The organism is Rhodoferax potami, from assembly GCF_032193765.1.
Taxonomy (GTDB): Bacteria; Pseudomonadota; Gammaproteobacteria; order Burkholderiales; family Burkholderiaceae_C; genus Allorhodoferax; species Allorhodoferax potami.
In genome coordinates this window covers 3,182,369-3,197,602 of sequence record NZ_JAVBIJ010000001.1, presented here as the reverse complement: position 1 = coordinate 3,197,602, position 15,234 = coordinate 3,182,369, and the positions used below count along the sequence as shown (strand labels likewise).

General features: G+C 63.0%; 11 protein-coding genes and 2 pseudogenes. 10 read left to right on the top strand and 3 right to left on the bottom strand.

Annotated features, from left to right (window positions below):
* Window positions 1-4: 4 nt before the first annotated feature.
* The 3 genes from RAE21_RS15465 to RAE21_RS15455 are packed head-to-tail and all read left to right on the top strand — an operon-like array spanning window position 5 to window position 3,734.
* Entirely contained in the window at window positions 5-1,753 is a 1,749-nt protein-coding gene (locus RAE21_RS15465) for a secretin N-terminal domain-containing protein (RefSeq protein ID WP_313882118.1), read from the top strand.
* Window positions 1,753-2,667 (top strand): ExeA family protein, encoded by a 915-nt coding sequence (locus RAE21_RS15460; protein ID WP_313882117.1) that lies wholly within the window; start codon window positions 1,753-1,755, stop codon window positions 2,665-2,667. Before RAE21_RS15465 ends, RAE21_RS15460 begins: the two co-directional genes overlap by 1 nt.
* Window positions 2,664-3,734, top strand: coding sequence for a tetratricopeptide repeat protein (locus RAE21_RS15455; RefSeq protein WP_313882116.1), 1,071 nt, complete (start codon window positions 2,664-2,666; stop codon window positions 3,732-3,734). The genes RAE21_RS15460 and RAE21_RS15455 overlap by 4 nt, the downstream gene beginning before the upstream one ends.
* Window positions 3,735-3,809: 75 nt before the next feature.
* On the opposite strand, the gene RAE21_RS15450 is transcribed toward RAE21_RS15455, so the two are convergent.
* On the bottom strand, window positions 3,810-5,363 hold the full coding sequence (locus RAE21_RS15450) for a YifB family Mg chelatase-like AAA ATPase (RefSeq protein WP_313882115.1): 1,554 nt from the start codon (window positions 5,361-5,363) through the stop codon (window positions 3,810-3,812).
* Between the two features lie 249 nt (window positions 5,364-5,612).
* On the opposite strand from RAE21_RS15450, the gene glnK reads away from it, so the two are divergent.
* From glnK to glcF, 6 genes and pseudogenes are all read left to right on the top strand, one after another.
* The gene (gene glnK, locus RAE21_RS15445) at window positions 5,613-5,951 is read left to right on the top strand and encodes a P-II family nitrogen regulator (protein ID WP_087495551.1); all 339 of its coding nucleotides are present in this window, start codon (window positions 5,613-5,615) and stop codon (window positions 5,949-5,951) included.
* Window positions 5,952-5,969: 18 nt separating this feature from the next.
* Window positions 5,970-7,484 (top strand): ammonium transporter, encoded by a 1,515-nt coding sequence (locus tag RAE21_RS15440; RefSeq protein WP_313882114.1) that lies wholly within the window; start codon window positions 5,970-5,972, stop codon window positions 7,482-7,484.
* 146 nt (window positions 7,485-7,630) lie between these two features.
* Complete coding sequence (locus tag RAE21_RS15435) at window positions 7,631-8,497, top strand: aldose 1-epimerase (RefSeq protein ID WP_313882113.1); 867 nt, start codon at window positions 7,631-7,633, stop codon at window positions 8,495-8,497.
* Complete coding sequence (locus tag RAE21_RS15430; protein WP_313882112.1) at window positions 8,494-9,405, top strand: SMP-30/gluconolactonase/LRE family protein; 912 nt, start codon at window positions 8,494-8,496, stop codon at window positions 9,403-9,405. The genes RAE21_RS15435 and RAE21_RS15430 overlap by 4 nt, the downstream gene beginning before the upstream one ends.
* 121 nt (window positions 9,406-9,526) lie before the next feature.
* Window positions 9,527-10,695: pseudogene (glcE, locus tag RAE21_RS15425) on the top strand (glycolate oxidase subunit GlcE).
* A gap of 25 nt (window positions 10,696-10,720) precedes the next feature.
* Window positions 10,721-11,961, top strand: a pseudogene (gene glcF / locus RAE21_RS15420) (glycolate oxidase subunit GlcF).
* 40 nt (window positions 11,962-12,001) lie between these two features.
* Here the strand turns inward: glcF and RAE21_RS15415 are convergent.
* Entirely contained in the window at window positions 12,002-12,487 is a 486-nt protein-coding gene (locus RAE21_RS15415) for a glutathione peroxidase (RefSeq protein WP_313882111.1), read from the bottom strand.
* Between the two features lie 100 nt (window positions 12,488-12,587).
* Between RAE21_RS15415 and RAE21_RS15410 the strand changes: the two genes are divergently transcribed.
* Window positions 12,588-13,814: a GGDEF domain-containing protein gene (locus RAE21_RS15410; protein ID WP_313882110.1), complete on the top strand. Its 1,227-nt coding sequence runs from the start codon at window positions 12,588-12,590 to the stop codon at window positions 13,812-13,814.
* A gap of 30 nt (window positions 13,815-13,844) precedes the next feature.
* Here RAE21_RS15410 and lplT read toward each other — a convergent pair whose 3' ends face one another.
* Complete coding sequence (lplT, locus tag RAE21_RS15405) at window positions 13,845-15,128, bottom strand: lysophospholipid transporter LplT (protein ID WP_313882109.1); 1,284 nt, start codon at window positions 15,126-15,128, stop codon at window positions 13,845-13,847.
* Window positions 15,129-15,234: the final 106 nt, after the last annotated feature.

Genomic DNA, 15,234 nt, shown 5'->3' with positions numbered 1-15,234 from the left:
ACCTATGAACCCCATTGCTATATCCTCCACCGCTTTTATTCCGCGCTCTGTTTCGGTTCTGTGTGCCACGGTGAGCGCGGCGCTTCTGGGCGCTTGTGGCAGCATGGACCGGCCCTTGCGTACGCCCGATGTGAGTGCTGCCATCCTGGCCGAAATACCCGAAGCCGCACCGCGGGCGCAAACGGTGGTTCCCGCCAAAGTGAGCGAAGCCCTGGCAGAGCCCGCACCCCCCGTGGTGGCCCCGCCGCCCGAGCCGCGTCTGGATTTGCTGGTTAACAATGCCCAGGCGCGTGAGGTGTTCCTGGCGATCGTGGCAGACACCCGTTACAGCATGCTGATGCACCCTGACGTGGCAGGGACCTTGTCTGTGACCTTGCGCGGCGTGACCGTGACCGAGGCTTTGGAGGCGATCCGCGATGTGTATGGCTACGACTTCAAAATAGAAGGGCGCCGTATCACGGTGTACGCTCCGACCCTCCAGACCCGTGTGTTTACTTTGAACTACCCGACCTCGCAGCGCCAAGGCAGCAGCGAGTTGCGGGTCTCGTCCGGGGCGGGTTTGCCGCAGTCATCGTCTGGCGGGACAAACACAGCCGCCGGTGCAACTGGTAACGGCGGAACCGGTGCCCAACCGGAAAACAGCCGGGTATCGACCACCTCCAAGTCCGACTTTTGGGGCGAGCTCTCCGGTGCCGTGCGCAGCCTGCTGGGCAGCGGCGAAGGCCGCAGTGTGGTCGCCAGCCCGCAGGCCGGCATCATGGCGGTGCGCGGCATGCCTGAAGAATTGCGGCAGGTGGAAAAATTCCTCAAGGCAGCGCAAGCCTCGGTGGAGCGGCAAGTCATGCTGGAAGCCAAAGTGGTAGAGGTCGAGTTGCGCGATGGCTACCAGAGCGGTGTGAACTGGGGGGCTTTCAATACCAATGGCTCCACCCAGGTCGCTGCCGGCGTGATCGGGAGTGGGGTGACGAGCACCAACGCCTTTGTGCAAGGCAGCACCACGATCAACGGCGCAGTGTCCTTCCCGTCCGTGGCGACCGGCGGCGGTTTGTTCGGTTTGGCGCTTGCAACCACCCAGTTCGGCGCGGTGCTGGGTTTTCTGGAAACCCAAGGCGATGTGCAGACGCTCTCTAGCCCCCGTATTGCCACCCTCAATAACCAAAAAGCGGTACTCAAGGTGGGCACCGATGAGTTCTTCGTGACCAATGTGTCAGGCGGAACCAACTCCACCAGCTCTAACAGCAACAGCGCCACCACTAGCACGCTGCCGACGGTGACCTTGACGCCGTTCTTCTCCGGAATCTCGCTGGATGTGACGCCTCAAATCGACGACGGCGTCAACGTGACCTTGCATGTGCACCCCGCACTGACCACGGTGACTGAAAAGTCCAAACAAATCGACCTGGGCAGTGCCGGTAACTTCAAGTTGCCACTGGCCTCCAGTGCGGTGAATGAAACAGACACCCTGGTGCGCATTCAGGACGGCGCCATTGTGGCGATTGGTGGTTTGATGCAGCTCGAATCGAGCCGCAATGCATCGGGCATACCGGGCACCACCAGCATGCCGGGATTGGGGGCCTTGTTCGGGAACCGCGCCAACCAGGGCCGCAAGAAAGAGGTGATTGTGCTGATCAAGCCCACCATCATCCGCAGTGCGGCGGACTGGGATGCGCAGAACCGGCGCGCCCGCGCCGCGATTGATGACATGGATGCCGCCCGCGCCCGGGTCATCCAGATTGATGGTTCGGCCAAGTAATGTATCTGGGGCACTTTGCCCTGCGTGAGGCCCCGTTTTCCATCACGCCGGACACCGACTTTTACTTTGCCCATGACGGTGCGCAAGCGACCCTGAACACCCTCTTGGTCGCCTTGCGTAGCGGCGAGGGTTTTTTGAAAGTTGTAGGCGAGCTGGGTTGCGGCAAAACAGTGTTGTGCCGGCAACTCCTCAAGACGCTGCATAGCGAGTGCGTGACCGCCTACATTCCCAACCCGGATATGGGGCCCGACGATTTGCTGTGCGCGTTGGCGGCCGAGTTGGGGCTGGATATCCAACTCCCGACCAACCGTCACACTGTCATGACCCTCATCGGCAACTGCTTGTTGAACCATGCCGCTGCCGGGCGGCGTGTGGTGGTGTGTATTGACGAGGCGCAGGCGATTCCGGTGCGCAGCCTCGAGAGCCTGCGCCTGGTTTCCAATCTCGAAACCGAAAAGCGCAAATTGATTCAGCTAGTCTTGCTCGGCCAGCCCGATTTGGACACCAAACTGGCGCGTCCCGAGATCCGGCAACTGCTGCAGCGCATTACCTTTAGCGAATACTTGGGCCCCATGGCTGGCGCAAGTGTGGGCGACTATCTGCGCCACCGCCTGGCGCGGGCGGCTGCCACTGAGCACACCGATCTCGAGGTGTTCACCCCGGAGGCTATCGAGCGTTTGGCCGTGGCCACGGCGGGTGTGCCGCGTTTGATCAATATCCTTGCGCACAAGTGCCTGATATTGGCCTACGGGCAAGGGGTGCACCGCGTCTCTGCGACGCACGTCAAGCTGGCCGTCCGCGATACGCCGGGCCTGCGTCCATTTCCCACCAGTGGGGGCCCTTGGTGGAACCCGTGGAATTGGTGGAAGCGGCGGTCCGGCCCCACCCGCACCGCTGGGGAGGTGTTGGAATGAGTGTGATCAATCAAATGCTGCGCGACCTTGACAAGCGCAGCGCCAGCCCGCTGGAGCCCGGGCTCGGTGCCGGTACCAGCGCGCGCGTGGCGATACGCGGTCACGCCGTGCATCGCAGCTCCCCGCGCATCTTGCCGCTGGCCGGCGGGGCTGCAGTGGCGGCAGTTTTGGCAGGCGCTGCTTGGTGGTGGTTTGCGGCGTCCCCCGCATCACCGGCTTCAGAACCCCGGGCCGTGCTGCCCGCCGAGAGCCCGGTGGCGGCTGCTTCTGCCGCGTCCTGGTCGGGCTTGAGGCTTGCAACCGAGCTCACGGAAAAGCCTGCGTTGACCGCGGAGGCTCCAGCGCCCGGTAGCAAGCAAGCCCCTGCAGTACCTGCGCCCGCGACGATCACCGCAGCAACCGCGGTGCCAGCAGCGGCTGCCCCACCGGCTGTTGCCGTGACACCGCCCCCTATGCCTACGGCCGCGCTAGCACCCGCTGCCCAGCCGGCCGCGATGCCTACTGCACCCCCATCAGCCAAACCGGCGCAGCCGGCGGCGGACGGGGCGGTTGCAGCACAGCGCCAGCAAACGGCAGTGCGCGACGTGCTCGCCCAGGCGCAATCGCTGTACAACAGCGGCTCTGCGGATGCAGCGATCCAGTTGCTGCAAGACTCTCTGGCTGGTGCCGAGCGGGCCCAGCCGTCCACTCCGGCCGCCACCCAGCTGATGCTGGTGCGCGAACTGGCCCGGATGGAGCTGGCACAAGGCCGCTCAGCCGCCGTGCTGGAGTTGATGACGCAGGTAGAGCCGCTCTTGGCCGGGCAGCCGGAGTTGTGGGCGGTGCGTGCGAACGCGGCGCAACGTCTGGGCCGGCATCAGGATGCGGTGCAGTTTTACGGCGTGGCGCTTCAATCCCGCCCGGCGGAGCAACGCTGGCTGCTGGGCACTGCGGTGTCTTTGTCGGCCTTGGGGCAACTTGTCGCTGCGGCGGAATCTGCGGAGCGGGCGCGCAGTCTGGGCCCCGTCAGCAAAGAGGTCTGGGCTTACCTGCGGCAGCAGGGGGTGACGCTTCCCGAGAGGCCTTGAGTGCCAAAAATGCCTGTGGCGCTCTGGCTATCTGCGCTAGTCGCTATATAAATAATAGCAAACTGCGCTACCTTCTCAGTTAGCACCGCGCAATACGCGCCGGTATTGCATGGCTTCCGCTACATGGTGGAGTTGCGTGTCTGCGCTGCCAGCCAGGTCGGCGATAGTGCGGGCGATTTTCAGGGTGCGGTGGGTGCTGCGCGCAGACCAGCCGAGCTGCGCAGCCGCTGTCTGCAAGAATTTAAGGGCGGCAGGCTCCAGCGCAATATGCTGGTCGATCGCTTGGCCGGCCAGCGCCTGGTTGCTACAGCCCTGGCGCTGAAGTGCCCGCTCCCGCGCTTGGTGGCTGCGTTCGCGGATGTTGGTACTGCGCTCGCCGGGGGGGCTGTGCAGCAGCTCTTCGGCTGCAAGTGCTGGCACCTCGACGTGCAGATCAATCCGGTCCATCAATGGTCCGCTCAGTTTGCCCTGGTAGCGGCTCACTTGGTCCGGCGTGCACCGGCAAGGGCGTGCCGCCGCCCCGAGGTAACCGCAGGGGCAGGGGTTCATGGCTGCAATCAGCTGGAAGCGCGCAGGAAACTCAGCCCGCCGGGCCGCCCGGGCGATAGTGATGCTGCCGGTTTCCAGCGGCTCGCGGAGGGCTTCAAGCGCCTGGCGCGGAAACTCGGGCAGCTCGTCTAAAAACAACACCCCATGGTGCGCTAATGAAATTTCTCCGGGCCGGGGTGGCGAGCCACCGCCCACCAAAGCGACAGCGCTCGCGGAGTGGTGGGGGCTGCAGGTGGGGCGCAGTCCCCAGCGCTGCAAGTCAAAGCGCCCGCACAGGCTGCCGATGGCGGCGCTCTCCAGCGCTTCGTCGGTGTTCAGGTCCGGCAGCAAGGCTGCAAAACGCTGGGCCAGCATAGATTTGCCAGAGCCCGGCGGGCCAACCAATAACAAGCTGTGTCCGCCTGCGGCTGCAATTTCGAGGGCGCGCTTGGCAGCTACTTGGCCTTTGACATCGGCCATGTCCAGCCCGAGTGCGGGGGCTTGCAAGGGGGCGGGCTCCACCCGGACCCAACCGTCCGGGTCTTGCTCCAGGGGGATGCCTTCCGCATCCTTGGCCTGACCGCCCGGCGCAAAGTGGTGCACCACATCCAGCAGGCGACGGGCCCTGATCACCCGGGAGTCGGGCACCAAGGCGGCCTCTTCGGCATTGCCGGGTGGCAGCACTAGCTGGGGGCGGCTGGCTGTTTTCCGCAGTGCCAACGCCATGGCTAATGCACCGCGCACTGCGCGCAATTCTCCGGACAAGGACAATTCACCCGCAAACTCAAAGCCTGCCAGTGCCTGGGCATCCACCTGTCCGCTGGCCGCCAGAATGCCCAGGGCGATCGGCAAATCCAGCCGGCCGGAGTCTTTGGGCAGGTCGGCCGGCGCCAAGTTGACGGTGATGCGTTTGTTGTTAGGGAACTCGAGGCCACTGTTCTGAATGGCGCAGCGCACCCGCTCACGGGCTTCTTTGACCTCTACATCGGCCAAACCGACCAAGGTGAAGCTCGGGAGCCCGTTGGACAAGTGCACCTCCACGGTTACTTGAACCGCTTCGAGCCCCAATAACGCGCGACTTTGCACCAAAGACAAGCTCATTTCCCTGATTTCCCAAAAAGGTGCGCAATATCTCGGTGCATTGCGCTGTGGTGCACCATTGCCGTGCAAACTGTTGTTTTGTACAGTGATGTTAGCGGAATCTGCAGAAACTGTGGGGCTTTTTTGCAGAACACCACCGGCACGCAACTTGGCACGGCTTCTGCTTTATGCCTCTTAGCTCCCGAAAACCTGGCGCGGCAAACCACCAGGCCCGGACTCTGTCATTAACTATCAAGCTGAGGTGAACACATGAAACTCGTGACGGCCATCATTAAACCGTTCAAGCTCGATGAGGTGCGCGAAGCCTTGTCCGGCATGGGAGTGCAAGGCATTACCGTGACTGAAGTCAAAGGCTTCGGCCGCCAAAAAGGCCACACAGAGCTGTACCGCGGTGCAGAGTACGTGGTCGATTTCCTCCCCAAGGTCAAGATTGAAGCGGCGATTGACGACGCTTTGGTAGAGCGCGTCATCGAAGCGGTCGAGGGCGCCGCCCGCACCGGCAAGATCGGCGACGGCAAGATTTTTGTCTACGACCTTGAACAAGTGGTCCGCATCCGCACCGGTGAAACCGGCAAAGAAGCGCTGTAAATAGAAAGAGAGCACGACATGAAAAAACTTCTCGCCACGCTGGCTCTGGGCTTGAGCCTGATGACAGCCGGTTCTTTTGCGCTAGCCCAAACCGCCGCACCGGCGGCGGATGCGCCTGCCGCAACCGCTTCTGCCCCTGAAGCTGCAGCGCCTGCCGCTGCGCCCGCACCGGCTGCAGCACCTGCTGCCGCTGAAGCGGCTCCAGCCGCTGCACCTGCACCGGTTCCTAACAAGGGCGACACCGCCTGGATGACGATCTCGACGGCCATGGTCCTGTTCATGACCTTGCCCGGTCTGGCTTTGTTCTACGGCGGCCTAGTCCGCAGCAAGAACATGTTGTCGGTGCTGATGCAAGTGTTCGTGGTCACTGCACTGATCTACGTGTTGTGGGCCATTTACGGCTACACCTTGGCCTTCGGCGGTGACGGTGCCTTCTTCGGTACTTTCGACAAGCTGTTCCTGAAGGGCGTCACCGTGGACTCGGTGGCCGCTACCTTCAGCAAGGGCGTGGTGATTCCTGAGTTGACCTTCATTGCTTTCCAAGCCACTTTCGCGGCCATCACTTGCGCCCTGATCGTGGGTGCCTTCGCTGAGCGCATCAAGTTCTCTGCGGTACTGGCTTTCTGCGTGATCTGGTTCACCTTCAGCTACCTGCCCATGGCACACATGGTCTGGTACTGGGCCGGCCCTGACGCCATCTCCGACGCCGCCTCCCTGGAAAAAGTCGTGGCAGCTGCCGGTTACTTGTGGGGCAAGGGTGCCTTGGACTTCGCTGGCGGCACCGTGGTGCACATCAACGCAGCGGTTGCTGGTTTGGTCGGTGCCTACGTGGTGGGCAAGCGTATCGGTTACGGCAAAGAGCCCATGGCTCCTCACAGCCTGACTTTGACCATGGTGGGCGCTGCCATGCTGTGGTTCGGCTGGTTCGGCTTCAACGCCGGCTCCAACCTGGAAGCCAACGGTCTGACTGCATTGGCCTTCATCAACACCATGTTGGCAACGGCTGCCGCTACTTTGGCCTGGATTACCGGTGAAGCTCTGTCCCGCGGCAAGGCTTCCATGTTGGGTGCGGCCTCCGGTGCAGTGGCTGGTTTGGTGGCGATCACTCCTGCTTGCGGTTTCGTGGGTCCTATGGGCTCCATCGCTATCGGCTTGATCGGCGGCTTTGCTGGCCTGTGGGGTGTGAACGGCCTGAAGCGTCTCTTGGGCGCAGACGACTCCCTCGACGTGTTCGGTGTGCACGGTGTCTGCGGTATCGTGGGCGCTTTGTTGACCGGCGTGTTTGCAGCGCCTTCCTTGGGTGGCACCGGCGTGTATGACTACGTGGCCAACGCTGTGGGCGCTGAGTACTCCATCGCCAACCAGGTATGGATCCAGGCGGAAGGCGTGTTGATCACCATCGTGTGGTCGGGCGTGGTGTCCTTCATCGCCTTCAAGTTGGTGGACTTGGTGATCGGTCTGCGCGTCTCTGAAGAAGAAGAGCGCGAAGGTCTGGACATCTCCAGCCACGGCGAAACCGCTTACAACCGCTAAACTCTGAATGCGGCGCAGCGCGCCGCAGTTTCAGACGGGTTTCGAAACCCGCCCCAAACCCGGCCACCGCAAGGTGAGCCGGGTTTTTTGATGGGCGCAGGTGCACAATCCAGCGCAGTTGCAAACAACCCAAGGATCGATTCCTCATGAGTACCCCTTTGACCCTGCGCCATGGCGCATTGCGCTGCGATCTTTGCCCCGCACTGGGCGGTGCGATCGCCGGTTTGTGGTGGCGCGACCTGCCCGTCATGCGCTCCACACCGGGCGCAGAGTTGACCAGCGTGCGCCAGTCCGCAAGTTTTCCTTTGGTGCCGTTTTCCAACCGCATCGGCCATGGGCAATTGCAGTGGGACGGAACCAGCCACCCCCTGATCCGGAACTTCGATCCGGAGCCCCACACGATCCACGGCATCGGATGGGAGCGCCCCTGGACTGTGCTCGAGAGCACCGAGAACTCGGCCTTACTCTCCATGGAGCACCGAGCCGATGCAGCCTGGCCCTTTGATTTTGATTGCTCGCAAACCTTTCGCTTGGGCGACGGCACTCTGGATCTCGGCCTGAGCGTGACCAACCAAGGCGCCAGCCCTGCGCCGGTGGGTCTGGGTTGGCACCCTTACTTTGTCAAGCGCGCCGGTGCCACGGTGCAATTTGCCGCCACCGGCCGCTGGGAAATGGCCGCGGACAAACTGCCGACCCATCGCGCGCCCCATGCAGGGCTGGATCAATCGACCGACACCCTGACGGTAGACCATTGTTTTGATGGCTGGGGCGGCGCGCTGCACTTGCGCGATGCCCTGATGCACATCACCGTTCGCTCGGCACTCAGCCGTCTGGTGGTCTTCACCACCCCCGAGCGCGACAACATCGCGGTCGAGCCGGTCAGCCACGTCAACAATGCGCTGAACTTGATGGCCACGACCGGCGCCAGCGCCGACAGTCTCGGCGTGCGGGTGCTACAGCCGGGCGAGAGCTGGAGCTGCAGTATGCAAGTCACCGTGGAGGAGCAGGTATGAGCTGGCACGCATTGAGTGAAGACCTTTTCGAGCTGGGCGAGTCCCCGTTCTGGCACCCCGCTGAGCAGCAGCTGTACTGGGTGGATATTCCCGGCAAAGCCATTCTGCGGGCTAATATTTACATGGGCACCGTGCAGCGTTGGGACATGCCCAGCGAACCCGGTTGCATTGCCCCCGCAGCCAAAGGCGGCCTGGTGATCGCCCTGCGCGATGGCGTTTTCCGCGCCCACTCGTGGGGCGGAGAGCTGGAGCGTATTGCTACCTTGCCGTATGACACCGCAGTCATTCGCGCCAACGATGGCAAGTGCGATGCCTTGGGCCGCTTCTGGGTGGGCACGATCGACGAGCCCAAGGCCGGACGGGCCGCGGAGCTGTACTCCATCGATTGCCGCTCCGGCGCTGCTGTGGTGCAAAAGCATGCGGGCGATGCGCTGACCGCCAACGGCTTGGCCTGGAGCCCTGACCAGCGCACCGTCTACTGGTCGGACACACCGAACCATGTGACCCACGCGTGGGACTTTGACCTTCAAGCCAACGCCCTGAGCGCCCACCGCGTCTGGCGCCAGTACGAGCCCAAGCCCGCCGGCTGGACCTTCGAGAACACCCACTATGCCGGCCGCCCGGATGGCGCTGCGGTGGATGTCGAGGGCAATTACTACGCGGCCATGTTTGAAGGGCGCCGCATCTGCAAATTTGCACCGGACGGCCGCCTGTTGGCCAGCTTGGAGACGCCGGCCCAGTGCCCGACCATGCCCTGTTTTGGCGGAGAGGACCTCAAAACCCTCTACATCACCACGGCCCGGCACGGACGCAGTGCCGCGGAGCTCGCGCAGTTTCCTTTGTCGGGCGCGGTGTTCTTCATGCGTGTGGACGTGGCGGGGCTGCCGGTGCAGGCCTTCGCGGACTGAGCCTCAAGACCCAAGGGCCTGAGGGCGGCCTGGCCCGGGGCGGCAGGGACTCAAATTTCCGGCGTTTGGCTGTTCAAAAAATTCACGCCGCAGGGCAGGGGGGCCGCTTACCATTGCCGCCATGTTGCCCTTGCCCGCCGCCATCCAGCCCTTTGTTGACCAGATCCGTGCCGCCGCAGCGGACCAGACGCCTCTGCAGATTCGCGGCGGAGGCAGTAAAGACTTTATGGTTGCCTCCAGCCCGCAGGCCTGCTCGACACCCGCAGCCTGAGCGGCGTGGTCGATTACGCGCCCAGCGAGCTGGTGGTCACGGTGGCCACCGGAACACCGCTCTCCACCCTCGAGGCCCTGCTGGCCGAGCGAGGCCAGTGTCTGCCTTTCGAGCCGCCGCACTACCAGTGGTCTACCCGCGTTGCCGGCGCCACAGCGAGCACCGCTACCGTGGGTGGTTTGGTGGCCAGTGGTTTGGCAGGCCCCGCCCGTGCCAGCGTTGGCAGCGTGCGCGACTATGTGCTGGGCTTGAAACTCATCAACGGTCGCGGGGAGTACCTGACCTTCGGCGGCCAGGTCATGAAAAACGTGGCCGGTTACGACGTGTCCCGCCTGATGGCAGGAGCTATGGGCACCCTGGGCCTGATGACCGAGGTCTCGCTCAAGGTGCTGCCCTTCGCCCCCGCCGAGGCCACGCTGGTGTTCCCGCTAGGGCAAGCGGCCGCCCTCGAGCAACTCCACCGCTGGGCCGGCGAGCCGCTGCCCCTGAATGCCAGCTGCTGGGTGCACGACGAGAGCGCGGGTGTGGCGGGACAAGATTTGCTGTTTGTGCGACTGCGCGGAGCGGTGGCCGCCGTGGAAGCGGCCGGCCAGCGCATGTTGCGCGAGGTACCGGGCGAGCGCATGGACCCGGCGCAAGCCGCCGCCGATTGGGACCGTTGTCGCGACCAGACGCTGCCCTTCTTTACCGACGGTGCGGCCACCGGTCACGCCTTGTGGCGCTTGTCGGTGGCGCAAACCGCGCCAGTGCTGGACTTGCCCTGGGCGCAGCTGATCGAGTGGCATGGCGGTGTGCGTTGGCTCTGGGCGCCGTTGCAAGCCGGACCTCAATTGCAGACCGTGGCTCGCGCAGTCGGTGGTAATGCTATGGTTTTTGTAGCTGGAGCCGCAGACCTTACCAGCGCCAAGTGCCAATTTCGCTCTGATGTTCCGGGGCAGGCCGCTTTGCTCAAACGCCTCAAGGCCGCGTTCGATCCGGCCGGTATCTTCAACGCCGGCAGGCTCTACCCCGACTTCTGACGCCGGGCGCCACTCACCACACCTTATGCAGACCCAACTCGCCCCCGAATACCAGAACACCCCGGACGGCCAAGCCGCCGAGGCCATTCTGCGCAAATGTGTCCATTGCGGTTTTTGCACCGCAACGTGCCCGACCTACCAGCTGCTCGGCGATGAGCTTGATGGCCCGCGCGGCCGCATCTACCTGATGAAGCAGGTGCTGGAAGGTCAAGAGCCCACGCGCGCCACCCAGATGCACCTCGACCGTTGCCTGACCTGCCGCAACTGCGAAAGCACCTGCCCCAGCGGGGTGGACTACGGCCATCTGGTCGACATTGGGCGCAAGCTGGTTGATGCCAAAGTGCCCCGGCCCGCGGGCGAGAAGGCCCTGCGCTGGGCGCTGAAAGAGGGGCTGCCTTCCCCCTGTTCGCCCCTGCCATGAAGCTGGGCCAACTGGTGCGCCCGCTGCTGCCCCAAAGCCTGAAAAACAAAGTGCCCGCGCCGCAGGATGCCGGCCAATGGCCCGACCGGGAGCACCCGCGCCAGGTGTTGATGCTGGCCGGTTGCGTGCAGCCCAGCATGTCTCCCAATATCAACAGCGCCACGGCCCGGGTGCTGGATGCGGCCGGTATCCAGCCCTTGCTGGCACCCGCTGCAGGGTGCTGCGGTGCAGTCAAATTCCACCTCAACGACCAGGACGGCGGCAAGGCGCAGATGCGCGCCAACATCGACGCCTGGTGGCCCTATGTGCTGGACGGCGTAGAGGCGCTGGTGATGAATGCTTCGGGCTGCGGCGTCACAGTCAAAGAGTACGGCCATATCCTGCGCGATGACCCTGTCTATGCCGCCAAGGCGGCGCGCATCAGCGCCCTCACGCGCGACCTGAGCGAGCTGTTACCAGAGTGCCTGCCGCGACTCAAGTCCCTGGTCCGGCTGGATGCCAGTACCCCGGCGCTGGTGTTTCACCCGCCCTGCACCCTGCAGCACGGCCAGAAACTCAAAGGCGGGGTGGAGTCGCAGATGGCGGAACTCGGGTTTTCGGTGCGGGTTGCCAGCAACGAGTCGCACCTGTGCTGCGGCTCGGCCGGCACCTATTCGGTGTTGAACCCCGAGATCTCTTACCAGCTGCGCGACCGCAAGCTGGGTCATCTGGCGCCGACCGTCAACGAGGTCATCATCAGCGCCAACATCGGGTGTATCACCCATTTGCAAAGCGGCACCACTACCGCCGTGCGCCACTGGATCGAGGTCTTGGACGCTGCTCTGGCGCCTGCCAACCGGTCTTGACGCAGTCTTGAGCAGGCCCCGCGCCCGGGTGTCCTTGCCTTTATGCTGCCAGTGCAGCCTCGATGTCTTTGGAAAGGCTGGCAGGCGTGTCTGTAGGCGCGTAGCGCTTGAGCACTTTGCCGTCTTTGCCCACCAAGAATTTGGTGAAGTTCCATTTGATGGCCTTGGTGCCCAGCAGGCCCGGTGCTTCTCCGGCCAGCCACTGGTACAGCGGGTGGGCGCCGCCGCCGTTGACCTCAATCTTGGCCATCATCGGGAAGCTCACGCCGTAGTTGAGTTGGCAAAAAGAGGAAATCTCGTCATTGCTGCCCCTGTCCTGTGCGCCGAATTGGTTGCACGGGAAACCCAGCACCACCAGCCCTTTGCTGCCGTACTCCTGGTGCAAAGCTTCCAGCCCAGCGAACTGCGGTGTGAAGCCGCAGGCACTGGCGGTGTTGACGATCAATAGCGCTTTGCCTTTGAAATCGCCCAAGCCGATCGGCTGGCCCTGGATGTTCAAGGCCTCGAAGTCATACACACTGCTCATTCGCATCTCCCAAGAAAGTGGGCTTCACCATAGCATTCCTTGCAAAAGCTTGTGTTGAGCGGGCATTGCTGGGAAGATTTGGAAAACGAGGAGTTCAGGATTGTTTTTCTCCCCTTGGTATCAGCGCTGTCGTGCGCGCTTCATCGCGAGCAAGCTTGAGAATGACCGGGTGCAGGGCGAGGCCACCATCGAGTCCTTGAAGCGCTACCGGCGCCTCGCCTTTTTTCTGGTGCCTCTGCATGCGGCGTTGGCCTGGTTTTTTGCGCATTTCGCCCCTCCGGAATTCAGGCCCGAGCTGGCGCAGTGGGCCCACGACCTGGCCTACGCCCAAGGGTTGGCCTGTGTGGGCGTGCTCGTCACCGTGCTGGCGGGTCATATGTTTCTGGAGCGCCATACCCGGGCCACGGCCGGTGCGATTGCCCTGCAAATCTTCATTGCCGCGGCGTACCTGAGTTACGGGGCTTACATCACGCTGTTGGACCTGGAATACAACGCAGGTGCCGGCCTGGCGAGTTTTTTGCTGATCTGCGTCACGTTCGGCGTGCTGGCGCTGATGCGACCTGCGATATCGGTGCCGGTTTTTGGTCTGAGCTACGTGGTGTTTGCGGTGTTACTGGAAAACGCATTCATCAATCCCTCGCAGCTCCCGAGTTTGCGCATCGTGGCGTTCATCACCCCGGCGCTGGCGCTCATGGCGTCGATCATGAACTGGAACCAATACGCCAGAGCCGTGGTGCTGCGCCGCCAGCTCAGCAAAAGCAATGCAGCCCTCGTGGCCCAGCAGGCGGAGCTGGCTTTTCTGGCCGATCACGACGCGCTCACCGGCCTCTACAACCGCCGCGAGTTCATGCGCCTGGCGCAAATGGAGCTGCTCCGCGCTACGCGGGTGCCGTGCCATACCGCCGTCATCATGGTGGATCTGGACTTCTTTAAAAGTGTGAACGACCGCTATGGCCACCCCGGGGGCGATGCGGTGCTCAAAGCCACTGCACAGTGCCTGAGCTACTCGCTGCGCATCACCGATACATTGGCACGCATGGGCGGCGAAGAGTTCATCGTGTTGTTGCCGGACACCGGGCGCGAAGGTGCCATGCAAGTCGCCAGCAAATTGCGTGATGCGATACGCGCCATGGACGTGGATTTTGAGGGCCAGCCTATCCAGGTGACTGCCAGCTTTGGGGTCAGCACGCTGGCACCCACAGTGCGCGGTACGGCCGATGCCATTTATGCCGCGGCCGACCGCGCGCTGTATGTGGCCAAACAAACCGGCCGTGACAAAGTGGAATACGCGGCGCCCGAGGCGTCAGAGCTCAAGCACAAAGCTTAGCGGCTGCTGCCGGAGGCCCAGAGGCAGGGTTCAGCCGTGCAGGTTGTCGTTGCGGGCTACGTCCAGCAAGTGGTTGACCTCGTCGGCATGGTCGCGGACGTTGCGCTCATGCCAGCGCTTGATGATCCACATAAAGCCCGCCACCACAATACCGAAGGCACTGATGGCGCCGAAGGCAGAGAGCCCCATGCTGGTGGACAGCGCGTACATCCCGCCCAAGCCCAGAATACAGGCCTGCTCATTGAAGTTCTGCACCGCAATCGAGCGGCCGGCGCCCATCAGGTTGTGACCGCGGTGTTGGAGCAGTGCATTCATCGGCACTACCAAGAAGCCGCCCAGCCCGCCCAGCAAAATCAGGAAAGGTGCTGCCACCCACACGTTGTCGATGAAATTCAGCAAAATGACCAGCAGGCCCATGCCGATACCCAAGGGCATCAGTTTGACGGCATGTTCCAGCCGCATGCGCAGCGACGCGGCCACCGCACCGACCGCGGTGCCGATGGCCACCACGCCCACCAGGGCCGAGGCTTGGGTGACGCTGTAGCCCAGAGCCGCCGCCGCCCACGCCAGCACGATGTAACGCAAATTGCCGCTCACGCCCCAGAACAAGGTGGTGGTGCTCAACGAAATTTGGCCCAGCTTGTCGTTCCAGAGCTTGGTGTTGCAAGTCCAGAAGTCAGGCAACAGGCTCATGAGGTTTTTGGGCATGGGCCGCATGCTCACGCCGGTCTCGGGAATGCGGGTGTTAAACCATGCAGCGGCCAGGTACACAAATATCAGGATGCCGATGGCGGCTTCCGGCGCGGTATCAATGCTGGTGGTGATGAACGGGAAATCAAACGACAGCAGCGCGCTGGAGATCATCGGGCTCACCAACTGGCCACCCAGCAACACACCCAGAATGATGGAGGCAATCGTCAAGCCTTCAATCCAGCCGTTGGCTTTGACGAGTTGGGAAGCCGGCAGCAGCTCGGTCAGGATGCCGTATTTAGCGGGCGAGTACGCGGCAGCCCCCAGCCCCACAATGGCGTACGCCATGAGCGGATGCGTGCCGAACAGCATCAACAGGCAACCCACCACCTTGATGGTGTTGCTGATGAACATGACCTTGCCTTTGGGCATGGCGTCTGCAAATGCGCCCACAAAGGGCGCCAGCACCACGTAAAACAAGGCAAACATGGGAACCAGTGCGGCTTGCTGCCATTCCGGTGCGCCGGAGCTTCGCAGTAACTGAACGGCACCCACAAACAAGGCGTTGTCGGCCAGCGAGCTGAAGAACTGCGCTGACATGATGGTGTAGAAGCCGCGTTTCATGGGTAGGTTCTGGGCGCATTAGCGGGGCTAATGCGCGGAATATTGTTGTGGGTCTCCAAGCGTGCGACGGTTATAGCACGGCGTGGAATGTCAAAATCATTGCGGT